General features: G+C 67.5%; 17 protein-coding genes. 10 read left to right on the top strand and 7 right to left on the bottom strand.

The annotated features are described in order from the left end of the window. Nucleotides 1-63: 63 nt before the first annotated feature. Nucleotides 64-1,647 (top strand): Hint domain-containing protein, encoded by a 1,584-nt coding sequence (locus KF887_01150; protein QYK41782.1) that lies wholly within the window; start codon nucleotides 64-66, stop codon nucleotides 1,645-1,647. Nucleotides 1,648-1,650: 3 nt separating this feature from the next. Beyond that, the gene (locus KF887_01145) at nucleotides 1,651-2,649 is read left to right on the top strand and encodes a Hint domain-containing protein (GenBank protein ID QYK41781.1); all 999 of its coding nucleotides are present in this window, start codon (nucleotides 1,651-1,653) and stop codon (nucleotides 2,647-2,649) included. 6 nt (nucleotides 2,650-2,655) lie between these two features. On the opposite strand, the gene KF887_01140 is transcribed toward KF887_01145, so the two are convergent. Further along, complete coding sequence (locus tag KF887_01140) at nucleotides 2,656-2,988, bottom strand: hypothetical protein (GenBank protein ID QYK41780.1); 333 nt, start codon at nucleotides 2,986-2,988, stop codon at nucleotides 2,656-2,658. A 146-nt stretch (nucleotides 2,989-3,134) separates the two neighbouring features. On the opposite strand from KF887_01140, the gene mtnA reads away from it, so the two are divergent. From mtnA to infB, 5 genes are all read left to right on the top strand, one after another. Next, nucleotides 3,135-4,226, top strand: a complete 1,092-nt coding sequence (gene mtnA / locus KF887_01135; GenBank protein QYK41779.1) for an S-methyl-5-thioribose-1-phosphate isomerase — start codon at nucleotides 3,135-3,137, stop codon at nucleotides 4,224-4,226. A 139-nt stretch (nucleotides 4,227-4,365) separates the two neighbouring features. Next, complete coding sequence (gene rimP, locus KF887_01130) at nucleotides 4,366-4,965, top strand: ribosome maturation factor RimP (GenBank protein ID QYK41778.1); 600 nt, start codon at nucleotides 4,366-4,368, stop codon at nucleotides 4,963-4,965. Nucleotides 4,966-4,980: 15 nt separating this feature from the next. Beyond that, nucleotides 4,981-6,588, top strand: coding sequence for a transcription termination/antitermination protein NusA (gene nusA, locus KF887_01125; protein QYK41777.1), 1,608 nt, complete (start codon nucleotides 4,981-4,983; stop codon nucleotides 6,586-6,588). Nucleotides 6,589-6,613: 25 nt separating this feature from the next. After that, entirely contained in the window at nucleotides 6,614-7,261 is a 648-nt protein-coding gene (locus KF887_01120) for an RNA-binding protein (GenBank protein QYK41776.1), read from the top strand. Further along, nucleotides 7,258-9,798, top strand: coding sequence for a translation initiation factor IF-2 (gene infB, locus KF887_01115; GenBank protein QYK41775.1), 2,541 nt, complete (start codon nucleotides 7,258-7,260; stop codon nucleotides 9,796-9,798). Before KF887_01120 ends, infB begins: the two co-directional genes overlap by 4 nt. 325 nt (nucleotides 9,799-10,123) lie before the next feature. Here the strand turns inward: infB and KF887_01110 are convergent, their stop codons facing one another. The 3 genes from KF887_01110 to KF887_01100 are packed head-to-tail and all read right to left on the bottom strand — an operon-like array spanning nucleotide 10,124 to nucleotide 12,711. After that, nucleotides 10,124-10,522 (bottom strand): (deoxy)nucleoside triphosphate pyrophosphohydrolase, encoded by a 399-nt coding sequence (locus tag KF887_01110; GenBank protein QYK41774.1) that lies wholly within the window; start codon nucleotides 10,520-10,522, stop codon nucleotides 10,124-10,126. A gap of 1 nt (nucleotide 10,523) precedes the next feature. Further along, on the bottom strand, nucleotides 10,524-11,849 hold the full coding sequence (gene argJ / locus KF887_01105; GenBank protein QYK41773.1) for a bifunctional glutamate N-acetyltransferase/amino-acid acetyltransferase ArgJ: 1,326 nt from the start codon (nucleotides 11,847-11,849) through the stop codon (nucleotides 10,524-10,526). Between the two features lie 22 nt (nucleotides 11,850-11,871). After that, the gene (locus KF887_01100) at nucleotides 11,872-12,711 is read right to left on the bottom strand and encodes a peptidylprolyl isomerase (GenBank protein QYK41772.1); all 840 of its coding nucleotides are present in this window, start codon (nucleotides 12,709-12,711) and stop codon (nucleotides 11,872-11,874) included. A gap of 211 nt (nucleotides 12,712-12,922) precedes the next feature. Here KF887_01100 and secA point away from each other — a divergent pair, with 211 nt between their 5' ends. The 3 genes from secA (at nucleotide 12,923) to KF887_01085 (ending at nucleotide 18,588) form a co-directional block, all read left to right on the top strand. Then, nucleotides 12,923-15,634, top strand: a complete 2,712-nt coding sequence (secA, locus tag KF887_01095) for a preprotein translocase subunit SecA (GenBank protein QYK41771.1) — start codon at nucleotides 12,923-12,925, stop codon at nucleotides 15,632-15,634. 119 nt (nucleotides 15,635-15,753) lie between these two features. Then, nucleotides 15,754-17,007: a hypothetical protein gene (locus tag KF887_01090; GenBank protein ID QYK41770.1), complete on the top strand. Its 1,254-nt coding sequence runs from the start codon at nucleotides 15,754-15,756 to the stop codon at nucleotides 17,005-17,007. Nucleotides 17,008-17,040: 33 nt separating this feature from the next. After that, nucleotides 17,041-18,588, top strand: coding sequence for an OmpA family protein (locus KF887_01085; protein QYK41769.1), 1,548 nt, complete (start codon nucleotides 17,041-17,043; stop codon nucleotides 18,586-18,588). Nucleotides 18,589-18,626: 38 nt separating this feature from the next. On the opposite strand, the gene radC is transcribed toward KF887_01085, so the two are convergent. From radC to accD, 3 genes are read right to left on the bottom strand one after another with little or no spacing between them, the layout of a single operon-like run. Continuing rightward, complete coding sequence (gene radC / locus KF887_01080) at nucleotides 18,627-19,403, bottom strand: DNA repair protein RadC (protein ID QYK41768.1); 777 nt, start codon at nucleotides 19,401-19,403, stop codon at nucleotides 18,627-18,629. A 36-nt stretch (nucleotides 19,404-19,439) separates the two neighbouring features. Beyond that, nucleotides 19,440-20,678: a bifunctional folylpolyglutamate synthase/dihydrofolate synthase gene (locus tag KF887_01075; protein QYK43381.1), complete on the bottom strand. Its 1,239-nt coding sequence runs from the start codon at nucleotides 20,676-20,678 to the stop codon at nucleotides 19,440-19,442. 29 nt (nucleotides 20,679-20,707) lie between these two features. After that, nucleotides 20,708-21,622, bottom strand: a complete 915-nt coding sequence (gene accD, locus KF887_01070) for an acetyl-CoA carboxylase, carboxyltransferase subunit beta (GenBank protein QYK41767.1) — start codon at nucleotides 21,620-21,622, stop codon at nucleotides 20,708-20,710. Nucleotides 21,623-21,790: the final 168 nt, after the last annotated feature.

Below are 21,790 nucleotides of genomic sequence, written 5' to 3'. Positions count from 1 at the left end.
GCAGCGTGCAGGACAGTGCGGGCGTCGTCGGTTGCGTCGTCGCGGACCCGGGGGCGGGCAGGCATGGCGACAGGCGCAGAGCTGAGCTACACGACCAACGTCACGGCGATGACGATGGCACAAACGATCTTCGGCGCAGGCGTAACGGTCACCGGCGCGTCGTTGAACGTGTCCAACAGCAATACCTCGGCCGGGCTCTATGCGAACGGCCAGTTGTCGCCCGGGGTGGTGCCGTCGAACAGCGGGGTCATCCTGTCAACGGGCCGGATCACCGACTTCACGCAGTCGAGCGGCGATCCGAACCGCAGCACGCAAACCTCGACCGATACGTCGGGCACCTCGGACAACAATTCGCTGTTCAACGCCATCGCCGGCGCGCGCACCTATGACGGGGTCTGGCTGAATGCCGACTTCATTCCGCAGGGCGAATACATGACGATCCGCTTCGTCTTTGCCTCCGAGGAGTACCCCGAATACGTCAACAGCCAGTACAATGATGTCGTCGGTGTCTGGGTGAACGGCAGCCATGTGCCCGTCGAGGTGGGGAACGGCACCATCGCCGTGAACAACATCAACGGCAACACCCAGGAGAACCTGTTCATCTCGAACATGAACGACGCCTACAACACCGAGATGGATGGTTTCACCCTGACCATGACCCTGACAATGAAGGTCAATCCGGGCGTCGTGAACTCCATCCGGATCGGCATCGCCGACACTTCCGATGCGCAGTACGATTCAAACCTGCTCATCGCGGCCGACAGTGTGCAGACCCGCCTCGTGGCCCGCACCGACACCGTGCAATACTATGCCACGGGTCAGGGGACCGTGGATGTCCTGGCAAATGATATCAAGCAGCCAGGCAGCACGCTGACACTCACCCATATCAACGGCGTGGTGGTTCAGGTCGGTTCGGTCGTCACCCTGCCGTCCGGACAGCAGATACAGGTGGGTGCGAACGGCCAGCTGACGCTGATCGGGGACGGCCAGATCGAATCCAAGACCTTCACGTACCAGGTGAAGGACAATCTGGGGAACATCGACGTCGGCCTAGTCACGCTGACGCAGATTCCGTGCTTTGTCGCGGGAACGCAGATTCGGACCCCTGCCGGTGATCGTCCGGTCGAGACGCTGTTGCCCGGCGATCTGGTCTGCACCCTGGACAATGGGGATCAACCGCTTCGCTGGATCGGCTGCCGCACCGTCGATGGCTCGGGCGATCTGGCGCCGGTGCTGATCCGCCCGGGCACCTTTGGGACACACGGTCGCCTGATGGTCTCGCCTCAGCATCGGATCCTGGTGCGCGACCCGCTGGCGGAACTGCTGTTCGGGGAAACAGACGTGCTGGTCGCGGCGAAGGATCTGGTGGACGGGCGGGCCGTGCGCCGGGTGCCCTCAGCCGAGGTCACCTATGTCCACATGCTGTTCGACAGGCACGAGGTGGTGTTCTCGGACGGGTTGGCGACCGAAAGCTTCCTGCCGGGGCCGCAGGTCGAGACCCTGGTCGAAGCCCAGGCGATGGCCGAGATTGCTGCGGTCTTTCCCGAACTGGACCCCGCCCGCGGCACGGGCTTTCCGGTTGCCGCGCGCAGGGCGCTGCGGTCGCACGAGGTGCGCGCCCTGTTCGCGGCAGCGCGGGCGGCCTGAGACATGGCTGGCGGATGGATCGCCCTTTCCGGCGCGGCGGGTGCGACGATCCCTGCGGCTGACCAGGGTCTGACCTTCGCGATGGAGCTTGACCTGCCGCTGCGCGGGCCGGCGGTGGCGCTCGACTGGCGAACCCCGTCGGCTGACGCCGCGCTTTCGGTTCTGGCTGATCCCGACACGGGAATTTCCATGCTCTTGCGGCAAGGTGGGCGGACCCTGCGCGCGAGGCTGCCCGGAACCGAGGGGCTTGCGCTTACGGGAACAGGGCAGATCGTGATGACCTGCGCACCTGACTGCGGCGGCTGGATGCTTCGTCTGGTGCCACCGGAGCCCGGTGCAACCCGCGCGGCGCGGGGGCGCGGCGGTATCGCGACCGATCCGGCCAGCATCGCCGTTCTTGGTGCCGCCGCACTGGCCAGCGGGACGGGCGGCGGGATCGTCAGGCATCCGGCTGTCCTGTGGTTCGGCTTTGCGGACGGAATGGCCGTTCCCGCGCCGATCCCCTGGATCGGTCCCGCCACGCCGGTTGCCACGCCCGCAGGACCCCGCGCCGCCGCGCGGCTGCGCGCGGGAGATGTGGTCAGCACGCTTGCCGGTCCGCGACCGCTGCTGCGGACCGAAAGGATCGACACACCGGCAGCCGGAACGCGCGCGCCTGTCCGCCTGCGGGCGCCCTGGTTCGGGCGCAGCGCCGATCTGCTCGTTTCGGCAGTCCAGCCGGTCCGGTTGGCCGGCGTAGGCGTGGAATACCTGTTCGGCTGCGAGGCTGTGATGGCCAGGGCCGGTCATCTTGCCGGTCGCGAGGCCGCGCTGTCGGATCCGCGATCGGCACCGGTGACAGGCGTTTCTCTGACGCTCGCACCTGACGCGTCGCCGGGTGCAGATGTCATCCTGGCGGACGGATGCGCCCTGCCGGTCGGGTCAGCGGAGTGTCTGGCCGCCATTGATGCCGTGCCGCTGCGGCTGCATCTGGGGCCCGGCGTGCGCGCGCGCGCGGCGTGAACCGGGTCAGTCGGAGAATGGCGTCATCTGCGCCACGATGACGGCATTCTCGGCCAGTGCGCGGTCCATGAGGCCGCGTTCCGCAGGTTCGATTTCGTCGCCGGACTCCAGCCGTTCGTCCAGCGTTCCCCGACCTTCGACTTCCAGCACGGCAAGATCGGCCTGTTTCAGGATCGCCACCGTTTCGCGCACCGCCTCGGCCTCGTCCGTGCCGCTGGCGTAGACCAGAAGACCGGCTCCGGTCGACCCCTCCGGCAGACCGTCGCCCGGCTTTCGGCCGACCTCGACGATCAGGGTATAGACCTGTTGGCTGCGGGGGGGGCGGGGTTTCTCGGACATCTGGTTCTTTCGCGCTGCTGCCCGGGCGGTCGCGTGTCTGCGTCCGTCTGTCAAGAGGCTCGCGGCGGCACCGTGGCAGGACAAGGCTGTTGCACGGGGTGCCGGGTTCCGGTTCTCTGCGGACGGACAGGCATCAGGAGCCGCAGATGAAGGTAAACGGCAAGCCCTACCGGTCGATCTGGCTGGCGCCCGACGGGCGCACGGTAAGGATCATCGACCAGACACGCCTGCCGCATGAATTCTTCGTGGCTGACCTGACCACGGTGAAGCATGCGGCGGTGGCGATCCGCGACATGTGGGTGCGGGGCGCGCCGCTGATCGGGGCGACGGCTGCCTTTGGCATGGCGCTTGCCATGTCGGCCGACGCCTCCGATGCAGCCGTCGCCGAAGCCCGCGCCGTGCTGATGGCGACGCGCCCGACCGCGGTCAATCTGCGCTGGGCGCTGGAAGACATGGCTGATGTCCTGATGCCCCTGCGCCCTGCTGACCGCGTGGCGGCGGCCTATGCCCGGGCGGCTGCGATCTGCGACGAGGATGTCGAGATCAACCGGCGGATCGGCGTGCATGGGCTGGCGCTGATCGAGGCGGTCTCTGCCCGGAAGGACGGGCCCGTGAACATCCTGACGCATTGCAATGCGGGCTGGCTGGCCACGGTTGACTGGGGCACGGCGACCTCGCCCATCTACCAGGCGGCAGGGCGGGGCATCGACCTGCATGTCTGGGTCGACGAGACGCGGCCGCGCAACCAGGGGGCGCACCTGACCGCCTGGGAAATGGCAGGTCACGGCATTCCGCATCACCTGGTCGTCGACAATGCGGGCGGGCATCTGATGCAGCGCGGCCAGGTCGATCTGGTCATCGTGGGCACCGACCGGACCACGGCGCGCGGGGATGTGTGCAACAAGATCGGCACATACCTCAAGGCACTGGCGGCGCACGACTGCGGCGTCCCGTTCTACGTGGCGCTGCCGTCGCCGACGATCGACTGGCGGCTGCAGGACGGCCTGTCGGACATCCCGATCGAGGAACGTGCGGGCGACGAGGTGTCCTGGGTCCCGGGGCGTGATGCGGCCGGCAAGGTCGGGAAGGTCCGCATCAGCCCGGATGCCACGCCCGCCGCCAACCCGGCCTTTGACGTGACACCCGCACGCCTTGTGACCGGGTTGATCACCGAGCGCGGCATAGCGCCTGCCACCGCCGAGGGGCTGGCGGCGATGTTTCCCGACCGGCCCGCCTGATCCGGCCTTGCGCAGGCGGCCAGTCGTCCGTATATGCACCTCAACAGCGGTTCCGGCCTCCACCCCCGGCGCCACCGACCGATCCGACGGGCCGCTGCGGCCCGTTTTTCGTTTTGAAGGTTCCGTCCGAAAGCTCCGCATGACAGACCTCGTTGCCAAGACCGCCATAGATCGCCGCCTCGCCGAGATCGTCGGCCCTGCCATTGAAGGCATGGGTTTCGAACTGGTGCGCATTCGTCTGATGGGCGGCAAGACGCGGACGCTGCAGATCATGGCGGACCGGCCCGATGGCGGTATCGACGTCGAGGATTGCGCGCAGATTTCCACGGCGGTTTCGGCTATTCTCGATGTCGAGGATCCGGTGGAGGACGCCTATATCCTCGAGGTGTCGAGCCCTGGCATCGACCGGCCCCTGACGCGGTTGAAGGATTTCACTGCCTGGGCCGGGTGGGAGGCGAGGATCGAGACCTCGGAACTGATCGACGGTCGGCGGCGATTCAAGGGCACGCTTGCCGGGACGGATGGCGAAGAGGTGCTGATCGAGATCGAGGAAGGCGGGGAAACCCTGACCATCGGTCTGCGATTCGACTGGCTTTCGGATGCCAAGCTGATCCTGACGGACGAGCTCATCGCCGAAATGCTGCGGCAGAAGAAGGCGGCGGAACCCGATCCGGCCGCTTTCGACGCCATCGAGACCGAGACGGGCGACGACGATGCGCCGCCCGAGACCAGACACTGACGCCGGGAGGGCACCATGGCCATCACATCCGCCAACCAGCTGGAACTGCTGCAGACCGCCGAGGCGGTCGCGCGGGAGAAGATGATCGACACCGAACTGGTGATCCAGGCGCTCGAGGACACGATGGCCCGTGCCGCGAAAAGCCGGTACGGCGCCGACATGGACATCCGGGTCAAGATCGACCGCAAGACCGGCCGCGCCCAGTTTACCCGCGTGCGCACCGTGGTCGAGGACGACGTGCTGGAAAACCACCACGCCCAGATGACGGTGAAGCAGGCGAAATCCTACCTTGCCGACCCGCAGATCGGCGACGAGATCGTCGACGAGGTGCCCCCTGTCGACCTCGGCCGGATCGCCGCGCAATCGGGCAAGCAGGTTCTGCTTCAGCGCGTCCGCGAGGCCGAGCGCGACCGCCAGTTCGAGGAATTCAAGGATCGCAAGGGCAGTATCATCAACGGGACGGTCAAGCGCGAGGAATACGGCAACGTCATCGTCGACATCGGCCGGGGCGAGGGCATCCTGCGGCGCAACGAGAAGATCGGGCGCGAAGCCTATCGCATCGGCGACCGCATCCGCTGCTACATCAAGGATGTCCGGCGCGAGGCGCGCGGCCCGCAGGTCTTCCTGTCGCGCACCGACCCGCAGTTCATGGCCGAACTGTTCAAGATGGAGGTGCCCGAAATCTATGACGGCATCATCGAGATCAAGGCCGTTGCCCGCGACCCCGGCAGCCGTGCCAAGATCGCCGTGATCAGCTATGACAATTCCATCGACCCGGTGGGGGCCTGCGTCGGGATGCGCGGCAGCCGCGTGCAGGCCGTTGTGAACGAGCTCCAGGGCGAAAAGATCGACATCATTCCGTGGAATGCCGATATCGCGACCTTCCTTGTCAACGCCCTGCAACCCGCCGAGGTGGCGAAGGTCGTGTTCGACGAGGATGCCTCGAAGATCGAGGTGGTGGTGCCGGATGAACAGCTTTCGCTGGCCATCGGGCGGCGCGGGCAGAACGTGCGCCTTGCATCGCAGCTGACCGGTCTGGACATCGACATCCTGACCGAGGCGGACGAGTCCGCCCGCCGGCAGGCCGAGTTTACCGAACGCACCAAGCTGTTCATGGACACGCTGGATGTGGACGAGATGATGGCGCAGCTTCTGGTGGCCGAAGGGTTCACCAATCTGGAAGAAGTCGCCTATGTCGAGCTTGACGAGCTTCTGTCGATCGACGGCTTCGACGAGGGCACGGCGTCGGAGCTTCAAACCCGGGCGCAGGAATACCTCGAGGCGCAGAGCCGCAAGGCGCTCGAGGCCGCGCGGAACCTTGGTGTTGACGACAGCCTGATCAATTTCGAGGGCCTGACGCCGCAGATGCTCGAGGCACTGGCGAAGGATGGCATCAAGACCCTGGAAGACTTTGCGACCTGCGCCGACTGGGAACTGGCCGGCGGCTGGACCACCGAGAACGGTGTCCGCAAGAAGGACGAGGGCGTGCTGGAGAAGTTCGACATGTCGCTTGAGGAAGCGCAGCATCTGGTGATGACGGCGCGCGTCATGCTGGGCTGGGTCGATCCCACGCTGGCCGAAGGGGGCGACGGCGGCACCGAAGAAGAGGAGGCCGGGGCCTGACAAAGGCCCCGGACCCGAGGCTGCGATGACCCGCGGCGGGCGCGACAATGACCGTGACGACCCCGAGCGGCGCTGCATCGTCTCGGGTGAACGGGCACCGAAGGCGGGGCTTGTGCGGTTTGTCGTGACGCCCGAGGGGCAGGTGGTGCCCGATGTTCTGGCCCGGCTGCCGGGGCGCGGGATCTATGTGTCGGCGGACCGGGTGCTGATCGACCGCGCCGTGGCGAAGGGCCTGTTTGCCCGTGCGGCCCGGCGGCCGCTGACTGCGCCGGACGGCATGGCGGACCTGATCGAGACGCAGCTGGTGCGGCGGGTGACCGACCTTGTCAGCATGGCGCGCAAGGCGGGTGACGCGGTGACGGGCTACGAGAAGGTGAAGGACTGGCTTGTGAAGGGCACCGCGAAGGTGTTGATCCAGGCCAGCGACGGGTCGGAGCGGGGCAAGTCCGCGCTGCGCCCGCCTGAAGGGAATGGCGCGTTCATCGGCTGTCTTACGGCCGGGGAAATGGGTTTGTCCTTCGGTCGCGAACGTGCCATACACGGCGCGCTTGCGGCTGGCGGACTCACCACGCGTATTGTAGAGGAAGCGGCGCGGCTTGCCGGAATGCGCGGTGTTGCGCAGGGAAGCCCGGTCGGCGGCGGGTCCGCCGGGAAGGATACGAAGACCACATGAGCGATACGGACGGCAAGAAACCCCTCGGACTTGGCGGCGGCAGCGGCGCCCCGCGTCCCGGTCAGGTGAAGCAGAGCTTCAGCCATGGCCGGACGAAAAGCGTCGTGGTCGAGACCAAGCGCAAGCGCGTGGTGGTGCCGACGACGAAGCCCGGCACCCTTGCGTCAGGCGGTGGTGCGATCACTGCGGCGCCCCATCTGGGCGATCCGACCAAGCGGCCCGCGGGCATTTCGGATGCCGAGATGGAGCGCCGTCTGGCCGCGTTGCGCGCTGCCAAGGCCCGCGAGGCCGAAGATGCCGCCCGTCGGGCCGAGGAAGAACGCGCACGCGAGGAAGAGCGTGCCCGCAAGCGCGAAGAGCTTGAGGCCAAGGAGCGCGAAGAGCGTGCCCGCGAAGCCGCCATCCGCCAGAAGGCCGAGGAAGAGGCCACCGCCAAGGCCGAGGCGGAAGCCCGCGCACGCCGTGCCGAGGAATCCAAGAAGGCTGCGGCCGCACCCGCGCCTGCGGCCGCAGCCGAAGAACCCGCACCGCGCGGCCCGGCCAGCGCCAAGCCCGGCCTGCCGCCCGCCCGGTCCAAGACCGACCGCGACCGCGATGCGGAACGTGATCGCGGCGCCAAGGCCAAGGCCGACGAAGGCCGCCGCACGGGCAAGCTGACGCTGTCCTCGGCGCTTGACGGCGAGGGCGGGCGCACGCGCAGCCTGGCCGCAATGAAGCGGAAGCAGGAAAAGGCCCGTCAGAAGGCGATGGGCTTTGGCCAGAAGTCGGAAAAGCAGGTGCGCGATGTGCAGCTGCCTGAAACCATCGTCGTCAGCGAACTGGCCAATCGGATGGCGGAACGCGCCGCCGACGTGGTCAAGGCGCTGATGAAGATGGGCATGATGGTCACCATGAACCAGGCCATCGACGCCGACACCGCGGAACTTGTGATCGAGGAATTCGGCCATCGCGCGATCCGCGTGACCGATGCCGATGTCGAACAGGCGATCGACACGGTCGAGGACCGGCAGGACGATCTGCGCTCGCGTCCGCCGATCGTCACGATCATGGGCCACGTGGACCACGGCAAGACCTCGCTGCTGGATGCGATCCGCAAGACCAACGTGGTGTCGGGCGAGGCTGGCGGTATCACGCAGCACATCGGTGCCTATCAGGTGAAGACCGAGAACGGCGCCGTTCTGACCTTCCTCGACACGCCGGGCCACGCCGCCTTTACCAGCATGCGCGCACGCGGCGCGCAGGTGACGGATATCGTGGTGCTTGTGGTGGCCGCGGACGACGCGGTGATGCCGCAGACGGTCGAGGCGATCAATCACGCCAAGGCCGCCAAGGTTCCGATGATCGTGGCGATCAACAAGATCGACAAGCCTTCCGCCCAGCCCGACAAGGTGCGTACCGATCTTCTGCAGCACGAGGTCGTGGTCGAGAAGATGTCGGGCGAGGTTCAGGACGTCGAGGTTTCGGCGCTGACCGGCAAGGGGCTGGACAACCTGCTCGAGGCCATCGCACTGCAGGCCGAGATCCTCGAACTCAAGGCCAACCCTGACCGTCAGGCACAGGGCGCGGTGATCGAGGCCAAGCTCGATGTGGGCCGCGGCCCCGTGGCGACGGTTCTGGTGCAGCACGGCACATTGCGCCGCGGTGACATTTTCGTCGTGGGCGAACAGTGGGGCAAGGTCCGGGCGCTTCTGAACGACAAGGGAGAGCGGGTGGACGAGGCCGGGCCTTCGGTGCCGGTCGAGGTGCTGGGTCTTTCGGGCACGCCCGAGGCTGGCGATACGCTGAACGTCGTCGAGACCGAGGCGCAGGCGCGCGAGATCGCGACCTATCGCGAGAAGGCCGCGCGCGACCGTCGTGCGGCGGCTGGCGCCGCCACCACGCTGGAACAGCTGATGGCCAAGGCCAAGGCCGACCAGTCGGTCGCGGAACTGCCCGTTCTGGTCAAGGCCGACGTGCAGGGTTCTGCCGAAGCGATCGTCCAGGCCCTTGAGAAGGTGGGCAATGACGAGGTTCGGGTGCGCGTCCTGCATTCCGGCGTCGGTGCAATCACCGACAGCGACGTGGGTCTTGCCGAGGCTTCGCGCGCGCCGATCATCGGCTTCAACGTCCGTGCCAATGCCAGCGCCCGCCAGTCGGCACAGCAGAAGGGCGTCGAGATCCGGTACTATTCGATCATCTACGACCTGGTGGACGACATCAAGAAAGCCGCCTCTGGCCTGCTCAAGGCCGAAGTGCGCGAAACGTTCATCGGCTACGCAAAGATACTCGAGGTGTTCAAGATCACCGGCGTTGGCAACGTCGCCGGCTGTCTGGTGACCGAGGGCATCGCACGCCGGTCGGCGGGCGTGCGTCTGCTGCGCGACAACGTGGTGATCCACGAAGGCACGCTGAAGACGCTGAAGCGGTTCAAGGACGAAGTCAAAGAGGTCCAGTCCGGCCAGGAATGCGGCATGGCCTTCGAGCGCTACGAGGATGTCCGCCCAGGCGACGTCATCGAGATCTTCGAACGCGAAGAGGTCCAGCGCAAGCTGGCGTGACATGGATCAGGCAATGGCCCGCGCGTCCGAAAGGCGCGGGCCATCGCTTCCGGATCAGGCCGTCACGGATGACGGCGCGGACTTCGTTTGCGCCGAAACCGCAAGGCCGACGAAGACGCGGTCCCCGACCTTTATCACAAGGCGGCCGTCGGGCTTCTGCCCGACGACAAGACCCTGCACCGATACACAGCTTCCCAACGTGATAGTGCGCAGCATTCAGACAATCCCCCAATCGCCTGCCGTTGCAAGGCTATCTCAATAACGTCGTAAATCCATTAGAATTCTGTTGAGAACGGCACAGATTTTCGGCAGCCGGCGAACGCGGTCACAGCCAGTCGCGCAGGATGGGGATAAGCGGAAGGTCCGCAGGCGGCATGGGATAGTCCCGCAGCCGCTCCGGGCGCACCCATGCGAGGGTCTGCGCCTCGCGCGCCGTCACGGTTCCGCCCCAGCGGCGGCAGGCGAACAGCGGCATCAGCAGGTGAAACGATTCGTAGCGGTGGCTGGCGAAGGTCAGCGGCGCGAGGCAGCTTTCCCAGGTCTCGATTCCCAGTTCCTCGTGCAGTTCCCGGATCAGCGCGGCCTCGGGCGATTCGCCCGGTTCGACCTTGCCGCCGGGAAACTCCCACAAGCCTGCCAGCGACTTGCCCTCTGGTCGCTGCGCCAGCAGAACGCGTCCGTCGGGGTCGATCAGGGCGACTGCCGATACCAGGACCAGCTTCACGTCAGGACCGGTAATCCGCGTTGATGTCGATGTAGCGGTGCGTCAGGTCGCAGGTCCAGACCGTGCGCGCCTCTGTGCCCAGCCCGAGATCGACGCCGATCACAAGCTCGGCCTGCTTCATGTAGGCCGCGCCATCCTCTTCGCGATAGCCGGGGTCCCGCCAACCGTCGCGCGCGACCACCAGATCGCCGAAGCGGATGGTCAGGCGGTCCCGATCTGCGGCGGCACCGGATTTGCCAACCGCCATGACGATCCGGCCCCAGTTCGGGTCCTCGCCCGCAACCGCCGTCTTCACCAGCGGCGAATTGGCAATTGCCATCGCCACCCGATTCGCATCCTCGGCGGTCGCCGCGCCGGTGACCCGCACCTCGATCAGTTTCGTGGCGCCCTCGCCGTCGCGCACCACCTGAAGCGCCAGATCGGCCATGACCGCCCGCAATCCCCGTTCGAAGGCGGCCAGCGGCCCGCGCCCCTTGACCACGGGCCCCTTGCCTGTCGCGCAGAGCAGCAGCGCGTCCGAGGTCGAGGTGTCGCTGTCCACCGTGATGGCGTTGAACGTGTCATCCACGTTGCGCGCCAGCAGTTTCTGCAGGGTTGCTGCCGGAATTCCGGCATCGGTGAAGATATAGACCAGCATCGTCGCCATGTCGGGCGCGATCATCCCCGAACCCTTGGCGATGCCTGCAATATGCACCGGGCCCGCTGCGGTCTCGACCGTGGCGGCTGCGCCCTTGGGAAACGTGTCGGTGGTCATGATCGCCTGCGCTGCAAAGGCGATGCCATCCTCCGACAGGGCGGCGGCAAGGTCCGGCAACCGCGCGCTGATGCGGTCGTGGGGCAGCGGTTCGCCGATGACGCCTGTCGACGAGGTGAAGACGCGGCTTTCGGGCACGCCAGTGGCAGCCGCCGCCGCAGCACAGACAGCCGCCACGGCCTCATCCCCGACCTTCCCTGTGAAGGCGTTGGAATTCCCCGAATTCACCACGATGGCGGCGCCCGCGCCATCCGGGATCTTCATCGCAAGCTTTGCCTGGCAATCGCGCACACAGCCCGCCCGGGTGGTGGACCGGGTGAACACCCCGGCGATCTGGGTTCCGGGGGCCAGATGCACCAGCATCACGTCACGCCGGTTCTGATACCTCACCCCGGCCTCGACCGCCGCGAAGGACGCCCCCGCGATGCGCGGAAGATTCGGGAACGTCGCCGGGGCAAGCGGGGATACGGGCTTGGCGGCCTTTGGTACGGCCACCGCCACCGCGCCCTCGGCCGCGCGCTTGAGCTTCTTCTTCAGCGATTTGGCCTTTGCCTTCCAGTCGGTCTTGCCCATTCCCGCCTCCCGCGTGCCTGGATCACTTGTCCAGAAGCGTTAGGTCGCGCAGCAGGGCGGGGTCAATCCCCTCTCCGGCCCGGGTGACATCGGCGGCCTGGGTCAGCGCGTCGATATGGGCCTCGACGGCGCCGCGCTCGATCTCGGCCGCCAGTTCGTCGCGCATGTCGTCCAGCGAGGGCGCGCTGGCGATGCGCGTCTCGGCCAGCCGGATGACGTGCCACCCGAACTGAGACTGCACCGGGTCCGACACGGCACCGGGTGTCAGCGCCACGACAGCATCCTCGAAGGGCTTCACCATCTGGCCAAGCCCGAACCACCCCAGATCGCCACCGCGCGGCCCCGACCCCGGATCGGTGGAATTGGCGCGCGCAAGCTCGGCAAAGTCGGCCCCGCCGTCGATCTGCGATTTCAGCTCTGCGGCCTTTTCCTGGGTGTCCACCAGGATATGGGCGGCATTGTATTCGGTCTGCGGTGCCGCATCCTTGAAGCGCGCGTCATAGGCCGCCTGCAGCGCCGCATCGGTCACCGCGCCGCCGATCACCGCCCGCAGCGCCACGCCCGACAGATAGCCGCGACGGTCGTTCTCCATCGACAGGCGGTCCCGCAGGCCGATCTGGTCTTCGACTGACTGTTCCAGCACCGATTGCTGTATCAGCTGGTCAAGGATCCCCTTGAACAGCACATCGTCCGGCAGCGCCTGATACTGCTGCGGCAGCGCCTCGCGCAGGACGATCATGTGGCCCAGCGTGATGGTCCGTCCGTTGACCGTCGCGACGACCGTGTCCGACGTCTGCGCCGCGACGGACCCGCCCGCGCCCATGGCCACGGCCATGACCGCCCCCAGAATCGCCCGTTTCATGCCTGTTCTCCTTGCCGGAGGGGCCCATTGCCCCGCCCACGTTGACTTGGGCGGCCCCGCCCCTTACATCGCGCACGTCGCATGTGGGACAGGGCGCAGGCCGCACCTTCCCGGCTTTTCTAGGGAAGGCGGTGAAGGCGGACAAGTCCGCCCCTCACACGATGATGTCAGGGTGGCCTGGCATGAACGGGACAGTCCCAGAGGAGATGTGATGCTGGGTCTCGGAACACTCGCGCGCAAGGTTTTCGGCACGCCGAACGACCGCAAGGTAAAGTCGGTGCGCCCCCTGGTGGCGAAGATCAATGCGCTGGAACCCGAGTTTCAGGCGCTTACGGACGACGGCATCAAGAAGAAGACCGAGGAACTGGCGATGCGGGCCCAGAAGGGCGAAAGCCTGGACGCCCTGCTGCCAGAGGCTTTCGCCAACTGCCGTGAGGCTGCGCGCCGTGCGCTGGGGCTGCGCGCATTCGACGTTCAGCTGAAGGGTGGCATCTTCCTTCACCAGGGCAACATCGCCGAGATGAAGACGGGCGAGGGCAAGACCCTTGTGGCCACCTTCCCTGCCTATCTGAACGCGCTGGCGGGCAAGGGTGTGCACGTCGTCACGGTCAACGACTATCTGGCGAAGCGCGACGCGGAATGGATGGGCAAGGTCTATGGCGCGCTCGGCCTGACCACGGGCGTGGTCTATCCCTACCAGCCGGACGGAGAGAAGAAGGCCGCCTACCGCGCCGACATCACCTATGCCACGAACAACGAACTGGGCTTCGACTACCTGCGCGACAACATGAAGTCGTCCATCGACGAGATGAACCAGCGGGGCCATTTCTTTGCGATCGTCGACGAGGTCGATTCGATCCTGGTCGATGAGGCGCGGACGCCGCTGATCATCTCGGGCCCCAGCCAGGACCGCAGCGAGCTGTACAAGCAGGTCGACGTGTTGATTCCGGAACTGACGGCCGATCACTTCAAGCTGGACGAAAAGACCCGCAACGTGACCTTCACCGAGGAAGGCAACGAATTCATCGAGCAGCGCCTGTCGCAGGCCGGCATCCTGCCCGAGGGCCAGACGCTCTATGACCCCGAATCCACCACCATTGTCCACCATGTCACGCAGGGCCTGCGTGCGCACAAGCTGTTCCACAAGGACCAGCAGTACATTGTCCGCAACGGCGAGGTGATGCTGATCGATGAATTCACCGGCCGCATGATGCGCGGGCGGCGGCTTTCGGACGGGCTGCACCAGGCCATCGAGGCCAAGGAAGGCGTGGCGATCCAGCCCGAGAACGTGACGCTGGCCAGCGTGACCTTCCAGAACTACTTCCGTCTCTACAACAAGCTGGCGGGGATGACCGGCACGGCCGCGACCGAGGCCGAGGAGTTCATGGAGATCTACCGCCTCGGCGTGGTCGAGGTGCCGACGAACAGGCCGGTCGCGCGCAAGGATGAGCACGATCAGGTCTACCGCACCGCGCGCGAGAAATACGATGGCATCGTGGCCGCGATCCGCGAAGCCAATGAAAAGGGTCAGCCGATCCTTGTCGGCACCACCAGCATCGAAAAGTCGGAATTCCTGTCGGACCTGCTGAAGAAGGCGGGCGTGCCGCACAACGTGCTGAACGCGCGGCAACATGAGCAGGAGGCGCAGATCGTCGCCGATGCGGGCAAGTTCGGTGCTGTCACCATCGCCACCAACATGGCCGGTCGCGGCACCGACATCCAGCTTGGCGGCAACGTCGAGATGAAGGTGATGCAGGCGATCGCCGCCGACCCGGAACTGCACCCCGATGAGGTGCGTTCGCGGATCGAGGCCGAGCATGCCGATGAAAAGGCCAGGGTGCTGGCCGCCGGGGGCCTGTTCGTGCTGGGCACCGAACGTCACGAATCGCGCCGCATCGACAACCAGCTGCGCGGCCGCTCGGGCCGCCAGGGCGACCCCGGGCGGTCGGCGTTCTTCTTGTCGCTGGAAGACGACCTGATGCGCATCTTCGGATCGGAACGCCTGGACAAGGTGCTGTCGTCGCTGGGGATGAAGGAAGGCGAGGCCATCGTCCACCCCTGGGTGAACAAGAGCCTTGAGAAGGCGCAGGCGAAGGTCGAGGCGCGCAACTTCGACATCCGCAAGCAGCTTCTGAAATTCGACGACGTGATGAACGACCAACGCAAGGTGATCTTTGGCCAGCGGCTGGAGATCATGGAATCGGACGACTTGTCCGATGTGGTCGAAGACATGCGCCACCAGGTCGTCGACGATCTGGTCGATCTGCACCTTCCGCCGAAATCCTACGCGGACCAGTGGGATACCGAAGGTCTGGCACAGGCGCTTCAGGACCGGATGCGGATTGACCTGCCGGTCGTGGCCTGGGCCGCCGAAGAGGGCGTGGACCAGGACGCCATGCGCGAACGGATCGTCGAGGCGGTGGATGCGATGATGGCCGAGAAGGCCGCCGCCTTCGGCCCCGAGGTGATGCGGTCGATCGAAAAGCAGGTTCTGCTGCAGATCATCGACACCAAGTGGCGTGAACACCTTCTGCGGCTGGAGCACCTGCGCTCGGTCGTGGGCTTCCGCGGCTATGCGCAGCGCGACCCCTTGTCGGAGTACAAGACCGAGGGTTTCGCGCTGTTCGAATCGATGCTGAATGCGCTGCGCAACGATGTCACGCAGATCCTTTCCGAGCTGCGCCCGCAGACGGAGGAGGAAAAGCGCGCCATGCTGGAGCAGTACATGGCGCAGCAGCGGGCGGCTGCCGTCGCTGCCGTCAAGGCCGCCGCCCCGGTTCTGGAAACCGCCGGCGCCCTCGCCGGGGAACCCGCCCCGGGTTTCGACGAGACCGACCCGGCGACCTGGGGCAATCCCGGCCGCAACGACCCCTGCCCCTGCGGATCGGGACAGAAGTTCAAGCACTGTCACGGCCGTCTCTGACCGGAACGCGGCGCGCCCCATGCGCGCCGCAGTTGCCGGGGACATTCCCCGATTTCGCCACGTCGCCGCCGCCTTTCACCGGTAGCCCGGAAGAAGGGGCAATGCCCATGGAGGCATGAATGAAGCGCGTGGACATCAAGGGACTGATGGCGGTGGCGGGCGGTCGGATGATCGCCCTGCGCGACAAGCTGCGCGCCGCGCCGGGGGACGCAGCGGCAGCTCCCAAGGCAAACCCGCTGGCCGGTCTGCGACACCGTGCGGCCGCGTTGCGAGCCCGCCTGGCGCCCAAGCCCCCCGCAGGCCCGTCCGAGGCGGGCACCGGGCTGATGGCGCGACTGCCTGCCCGCCTGCCCCGCCTGGCCATGCCGTCGCTTGCCACGCTTGGATCAAAGGGAATGCTGCGTTCGGGTGCGCTGGCGCTTGTGACGCTGGGCATCGCGCTGACCGCCGGGCAGTTCGTTCAGTCCGACGACGGGCGCACGCTGCGGGATGACAGGACGGCGGCCCTGCCCGAGGCCAAGCCGCGTGCCATCCAGCCGCTTGCCGCCACGGCCGAGATCCTGCCCTCGGCGCCCCGGCCTGCCCTGGCGCAGCCCGTGGCCACCGCGCCGGTCGAGCCTGCGCCGGTCGAGATTGCCGAAGCCGCGCCCGCCGACGACCTGCCCGTGCCCCATCCGGCGCCGCAGGATGTCACGGTGTCCGCGCCGGTCTGCGACACCAGCCTTGTCGGAATTCCCGGACCCGGCGCCACCATCGACATCGTCCTGCTTGCGCCTTGCGCGCCCGATGCGGCCGTGGTGCTGCGTCATGCCGGGCTGGCCATCTCGGCCCGCACCTCGGCCAGCGGATCGCTGTTCGTGGCGGTGCCCGCGCTTGAACCCGAGGGCCGGGTGACGCTGCGCCTGCCCGATGGCGCCGAACTTTCGACCGCTGTCCCGACCGACCTGGCAGGCCTGCGCCGCATCGCGCTGCAATGGCAGGCGCCCGACCGGTTCCAGCTGCATGCACTGGAAGGCACGGCCGACTATGGCGAGGCCGGTCACGTCTGGGCCGGGTCGCCGACGCCGGGCACGCCAGAGGGCGGCTGGCTGGTGCAGCTTGGTGATGCCACGGTCGCCCAGCCGCTGCTGGCAGAGGTCTACACCTTCCCGGCGGAGGTCTCTCGCCCGGCCCGCGTGACGGTAGAGGGCGAGGTGACCGCCGAAACCTGTGCCCGCGACATGTTGGCCGAAACGCTGGCCGTCGGGCCGCTGGGCGTGAACGCGGCCGAGGTTACGCTGGCGATGCCCGCCTGCGATGCACTGGGCGACTTTCTGGTGTTGAACATTCCGGAACCCCGGACGACACTCGCCTCTGCTGCCGCATCCGACTGACGGCGGCCTGAGACAGGGTCGGACCGGGGGAAGATGACGGCAGCGGTTCGGCGTGCCTGCGTGATGGTGTGGATGGCGGTCTGGGCGACGGCAGCCGTGGCGCAGGACGCGACGCTGACCGCCCGGGACGGCGGCCTGTCGATTTCCGGCAACCTTCTGGCCTTTGATGGCGAGGTGTTTCGCATCGACACCGCCTACGGCATGCTGACTGTCGATGCCGAGGGGGTCATCTGCACCGGTCCCGCCTGCCCCGACCTGACCGCGCCCCTGGCCGTGCTGCGGGTGACGGGCGCCGCCGATCCCGGGCAGGCGCTGATGCGTCGGCTTTGGTCGGCCTTTGCGCAGGCGCGGGGGCTGGCGATCGACGAGGCGGCGACGGCAGGGTTCCTGGCCATCCTGTCCGATCCGGCGACCGGCCAGCCGCTGGCCGAGATCGCGTTCGAACCCGCCACGCCGGCAGAGGCCCGGGCTGCCCTGGTCGATGGGCGGGCGCAGATGGCTGTGGCCACGCTGGTTCCGCCGGGGGTGAACGCGCGGGCGGTCGGGACCGATGCGCTGGTACCTCTTGTGTCGCCCGACAATCATCTGCCCCGCACGGCCAGCCCCGATCTGGCGCGGGCGCTGGCGGGGGGTGTGCCGAACTGGTCCGACCTCGGCGGCCCGGACCGCCCCCTGGTCCTCCACGCCCTGCCGGACGAGGATGCGCTGCAGGCGGCGGTTGCGGCACGGCTGGGTGCGGCAGTGCCTGCGACCGCCATCCACCCCGATGCCGCAGGGCTGGCGATGGCCGTGGCGCGCGACCCCTGGGCGTTGGCCCTGTCGGTCAGGCGAGACTCGGGGCAGGCCCGCATCCTGCCGCTGACCGACAGTTGCGGCTTTCCGCTGCCTGCGACCGACCTGTCGCTGAAGGCGGGGGACTACCCGCTGGCTGTGACCTGGCACCTGCTGACCCCGCGCCGCCGCCTGCCGTTGATCCTGCGGGAATTCCTGGAGTTCCTGGCGACCGACGCGGCGCAGGCGGCGGTCGGCCGGACAGGGCTGGTGGATCGCCGGCCGGTGCGGGCGCCGCTGACGGCAGATGGACAGCGTCTGCTGGGTGCCATCCGCAACGCCGGGCCGGAGGTTCCGCTGGCCGAGTTGCAGCGGCTGGCGGCGGCAATGGAAGGGGGGGAGCGGCTGTCGTTCACCTTCCGCTTTGCCGATGGATCATCACAGCTCGATCCGCAGTCGGAAACCAACCTGTCCGACCTGGCACAACTGATCGCGGCGCGCGCCTTCGATGGCTATACACTTGCCTTTGCGGGATTCTCCGACGGTTCCGGGGCGGCGGCGACCAATCTTGCGCTGTCGATGGACCGGGCCCGCGCGGTGCGGGCGACGCTGGCGCGGATCGCGCCCGACCTGGCCGAGAGTGACCTGCCGGGAACCGAGGCCTATGGCGAGGCCCTGCCGATGGCCTGCGACAGCACGGCGGCGGGGCGGCAGGTGAACCGGCGGGTGGAGCTCTGGTTGCGTCCGGTGCCGGGCTGGGACGGCCCGCCCGCCACCGGAGCCGGACCGATGGCTGTGGCGGAGCCCTGACCCATGCCGCTATCTGGTAGTTAACGCGCTGTTAACCACTATAGGTATCCAGCCGAGCGAAAGCTCAGCTCGCGCCCCTTCCCGATGATCAGGTGGTCGTGCAGGACGAGCCCCAAGACCGCAGCGGCGTCATTGATCTGGGCGGTCATGGCGATGTCGGATTGCGAGGGCGTGGGATCGCCCGAGGGGTGGTTGTGCACAAGGATCAATGCGCTCGCGTTCAGTTCCAGCGCGCGCTTCACCACCTCGCGCGGGTAGACGGGAACGTGGTCGACCGTGCCCCTGGCCTGTTCCTCATCCGCGATCAGGACGTTCTTGCGATCCAGGTACAGCACGCGGAACTGTTCGGTTTCACGATGCGCCATGGCGGTGTGGCAATAGTCCAGCAGCGCGTCCCAGGACGACAGGACCGGCCGCCCCATCACCCGCGACCGCATCATGCGCTGCGCCGCCGCCTCGACGATCTTCAGATCCTGCACCACCGCCTCGCCCACCCCGTCGACACCCAGCAGACGGGCCGTCGGGGCCGTGATCACGCGGTTCAGGTCACCGAACGTGTCCAGCAGGCGGCGCGCCAGCGGTTTGACATCCTGACGGGGGATCGTTCGGAACAGCAGCAGTTCCAGCAGTTCGTAATCCGGCATCGCCGCCGCGCCACCGTCGCTGAACCGCGTGCGCAGGCGTCTGCGATGGTCCTTGATGTAGGACGGCAGACGTTCGGGCACCGCGGATGGCATCGCCTCATCGGCGTCGCCCGGGGGCGGGAACAGCGGAAGCGAGGATTCTGCAAAGGCCCGTGTCATGCCGGGCAGCATCCGCCAGGACGGTGAATCAACGGTTAATGCGCCCTGTCAGCCGTTCTCGCGCAGCACGGCACCGGCCAGATACAGCGATCCGCAGATCAGCACGCGCGCCGCCGGATGGGCGCGGGCGATGTCGGCAAGCGCCGTCGCCACGTCCGCGGCCTCGGTTGCGGCGATCCCCGCGGTTCGCGCGGCGTCGGCCGTGACGGCGGCGGGCAGCGTGTTCTTCTCGTCGGGAATGGATACAGCGGACAGCCCCGCCAGATGCGGGCCCAGGGGGCGCAGGTAGCCGCCCACATCCTTGGTATTCAGCATGCCGCAGATCGCGAAGGTGGGGCGCGGCGGCATTTCGGCCAGCGTCGCCGCCAGCGCCTCGCCCCCCGCCGGGTTGTGCCCGCCGTCAAGCCACAGTTCCACCCCCGGCGCCATCGCCACCAGCGGGCCGCGCCGCAGCCGCTGCATCCGCGCGGGCCACTCGGCACGGGTGACGGCGGCTTCGCAGGCGGATTCCGGCAGGCCCAGATGGCGCAGCGCCATCAGTGCGGCCCCGGCGTTGTCGATCTGGTGCGGGCCGGGCAGGTTGGGCAGCGGCAGGTCCAGCAGGCCCGTGTCGTCCTGGAACACCAGCCGACCGCGCTCGCGGAACGCCTGCCAGTGCTGCCCGTGGGTCATCAGCGGCACGCCCAGCCGTTCGGCGCGGGTCTCGATCGCGGCCAGGCCCTCGGCTGTCTGGGGGCCGACCACGCAGGGCACGCCGCGTTTCAGGATGCCCGCCTTCTCGGCGGCGATCAGGCCGACCGTGTCGCCCAGATACTGCTGATGGTCCAGACTGACCGGTGTGATCACGCCAAGCCTCGGGCGGTCCACGACATTCGTGGCATCCAGCCGGCCGCCGAGCCCGACCTCGAGCAGCAGCCAGTCAGCCGGAACGCGGGAAAACGCCAGGAAGGCGGCGGCGGTGGTGATCTCGAAGAAGGTGATCGGCTCGGGGCCGTTCGCGGCCATGCATTCGTCCAGCAGCGCGGTCAGGTGATCCTCGGCAATCAGATCGCCCGCCAGTCGGATGCGTTCGTGGAACCGCGCCAGATGCGGCGAGGTATAGGCATGGACCCGCGCGCCGGTGGATTCCAGCCCCGCGCGGATCATCGCCTGGGTCGAGCCCTTGCCGTTGGTGCCCGCCACATGGATGACCGGCGGCAGCGCGCGTTCGGGGTGCCCGAGCGCGGCCAGGATGCGGTGCATGCGGTCAAGCGTCAGGTCGATGACCTTCGGGTGGAAGGTCATCATCCTTTGCAGGATCAGGTCGGATGCGGAGGTCACGCCTTGGCAGGCTCCGCCTCGGTTGCGGTTTCAGGCGCCGGCAGGTCGCCGCGAACGGCGGGCGGCAGGCGCAGCAGAAGGCGCAGGATCGTCGCCAGTTCGTCGCGCAGCGCGCGGCGGTGCGTCACCCGGTCCAGCATGCCGTGGTCGAGGAGGTATTCGGCGCGCTGGAAACCCTCGGGCAGCTTTTCGCGGATCGTCTGTTCGATCACCCGTGGCCCGGCAAAGCAGATCAGCGCGCCGGGTTCGGCGATCTGGACGTCGCCCAGCATCGCATAGCTGGCGGTGACACCACCGGTGGTGGGATGGGTCAGCACCACCACGAAGGGCAGCCCCGCCTCTTTCAGCATCTGCACGGCGACGGTCGAGCGCGGCATCTGCATCAGGCTGAGGATGCCCTCCTGCATGCGGGCGCCTCCGGCGGCGGCGAACAGGATCATCGGACGCTTGTGTTTCACGGCCGTCTCGGCGGCGGCGAGGATGGCGTTGCCCACATACATGCCCATCGAGCCCGCCATGAAGGCGAAGTCCTGGCCGACGGCAACGACGGGGGTGCGCAGGATCTCGCCCTCGGCCACCAGCATCGCGTCCTTTTCGCCGGTGGCCTTCTGGGCGGCCTTGAGGCGGTCGGGGTATTTCTTCTGGTCCTTGAACAGCAGCGGGTCAACCAGCGGCTCGGGCACCTTGACCTCGGTGAAAATACCCTGATCGAACAGGGCCTTGAACCTGTCGCGGGGGGTGATCGCCATGTGGTGGTCGCAGTTGGTGCAGACGTTCAGGTTGTCGGCAAGCTCGCGGTGAAACAGCATCGTCCCGCATTCGGGGCACTTGGTCCACAGGTTCTCGGGCACCTCGCGGCGGGAAAACAGCGAGTTGATCTTGGGGCGGACGTAGTTGGTGATCCAGTTCATCACGAGCCTCCCGGAGGGTCCGGCCCGACATAGGCCGGGGGGGGCCGGAATGCAATCGTGGCGGAGCCGGTATCCGTACCGCCCGCGTCCCGCAGGCGTATGGCATCCGTCCCGACATCTGTACCGACATCTGCGGCGGACGGCCCGTTCACGAACGGGTTGCGAATC

The organism is Paracoccaceae bacterium, from assembly GCA_019454225.1.
Classification (GTDB): Bacteria; Pseudomonadota; Alphaproteobacteria; order Rhodobacterales; family Rhodobacteraceae.
The sequence above is the reverse complement of the archived record's forward strand: the minus strand, read 5'-3'. Positions and strand labels throughout refer to the sequence as shown.

What these genes read in the sequence shown, in the direction of transcription:
- KF887_01150 (QYK41782.1), top strand. Translation starts at nt 64, where the DNA reads ATGGCGACAGGCGCAGAGCTGAGCTACACGACCAACGTCACGGCGATG.
- KF887_01145 (QYK41781.1), top strand. Translation starts at nt 1,651, where the DNA reads ATGGCTGGCGGATGGATCGCCCTTTCCGGCGCGGCGGGTGCGACGATC.
- KF887_01140 (QYK41780.1), bottom strand. Translation starts at nt 2,988, where the DNA reads ATGTCCGAGAAACCCCGCCCCCCCCGCAGCCAACAGGTCTATACCCTG.
- mtnA (QYK41779.1), top strand. Translation starts at nt 3,135, where the DNA reads ATGAAGGTAAACGGCAAGCCCTACCGGTCGATCTGGCTGGCGCCCGAC.
- rimP (QYK41778.1), top strand. Translation starts at nt 4,366, where the DNA reads ATGACAGACCTCGTTGCCAAGACCGCCATAGATCGCCGCCTCGCCGAG.
- nusA (QYK41777.1), top strand. Translation starts at nt 4,981, where the DNA reads ATGGCCATCACATCCGCCAACCAGCTGGAACTGCTGCAGACCGCCGAG.
- KF887_01120 (QYK41776.1), top strand. Translation starts at nt 6,614, where the DNA reads ATGACCCGCGGCGGGCGCGACAATGACCGTGACGACCCCGAGCGGCGC.
- infB (QYK41775.1), top strand. Translation starts at nt 7,258, where the DNA reads ATGAGCGATACGGACGGCAAGAAACCCCTCGGACTTGGCGGCGGCAGC.
- argJ (QYK41773.1), bottom strand. Translation starts at nt 11,849, where the DNA reads ATGGGCAAGACCGACTGGAAGGCAAAGGCCAAATCGCTGAAGAAGAAG.
- KF887_01100 (QYK41772.1), bottom strand. Translation starts at nt 12,711, where the DNA reads ATGAAACGGGCGATTCTGGGGGCGGTCATGGCCGTGGCCATGGGCGCG.
- secA (QYK41771.1), top strand. Translation starts at nt 12,923, where the DNA reads ATGCTGGGTCTCGGAACACTCGCGCGCAAGGTTTTCGGCACGCCGAAC.
- KF887_01090 (QYK41770.1), top strand. Translation starts at nt 15,754, where the DNA reads ATGAAGCGCGTGGACATCAAGGGACTGATGGCGGTGGCGGGCGGTCGG.
- KF887_01085 (QYK41769.1), top strand. Translation starts at nt 17,041, where the DNA reads ATGACGGCAGCGGTTCGGCGTGCCTGCGTGATGGTGTGGATGGCGGTC.
- radC (QYK41768.1), bottom strand. Translation starts at nt 19,403, where the DNA reads ATGCTGCCCGGCATGACACGGGCCTTTGCAGAATCCTCGCTTCCGCTG.
- KF887_01075 (QYK43381.1), bottom strand. Translation starts at nt 20,678, where the DNA reads ATGATGACCTTCCACCCGAAGGTCATCGACCTGACGCTTGACCGCATG.
- accD (QYK41767.1), bottom strand. Translation starts at nt 21,622, where the DNA reads ATGAACTGGATCACCAACTACGTCCGCCCCAAGATCAACTCGCTGTTT.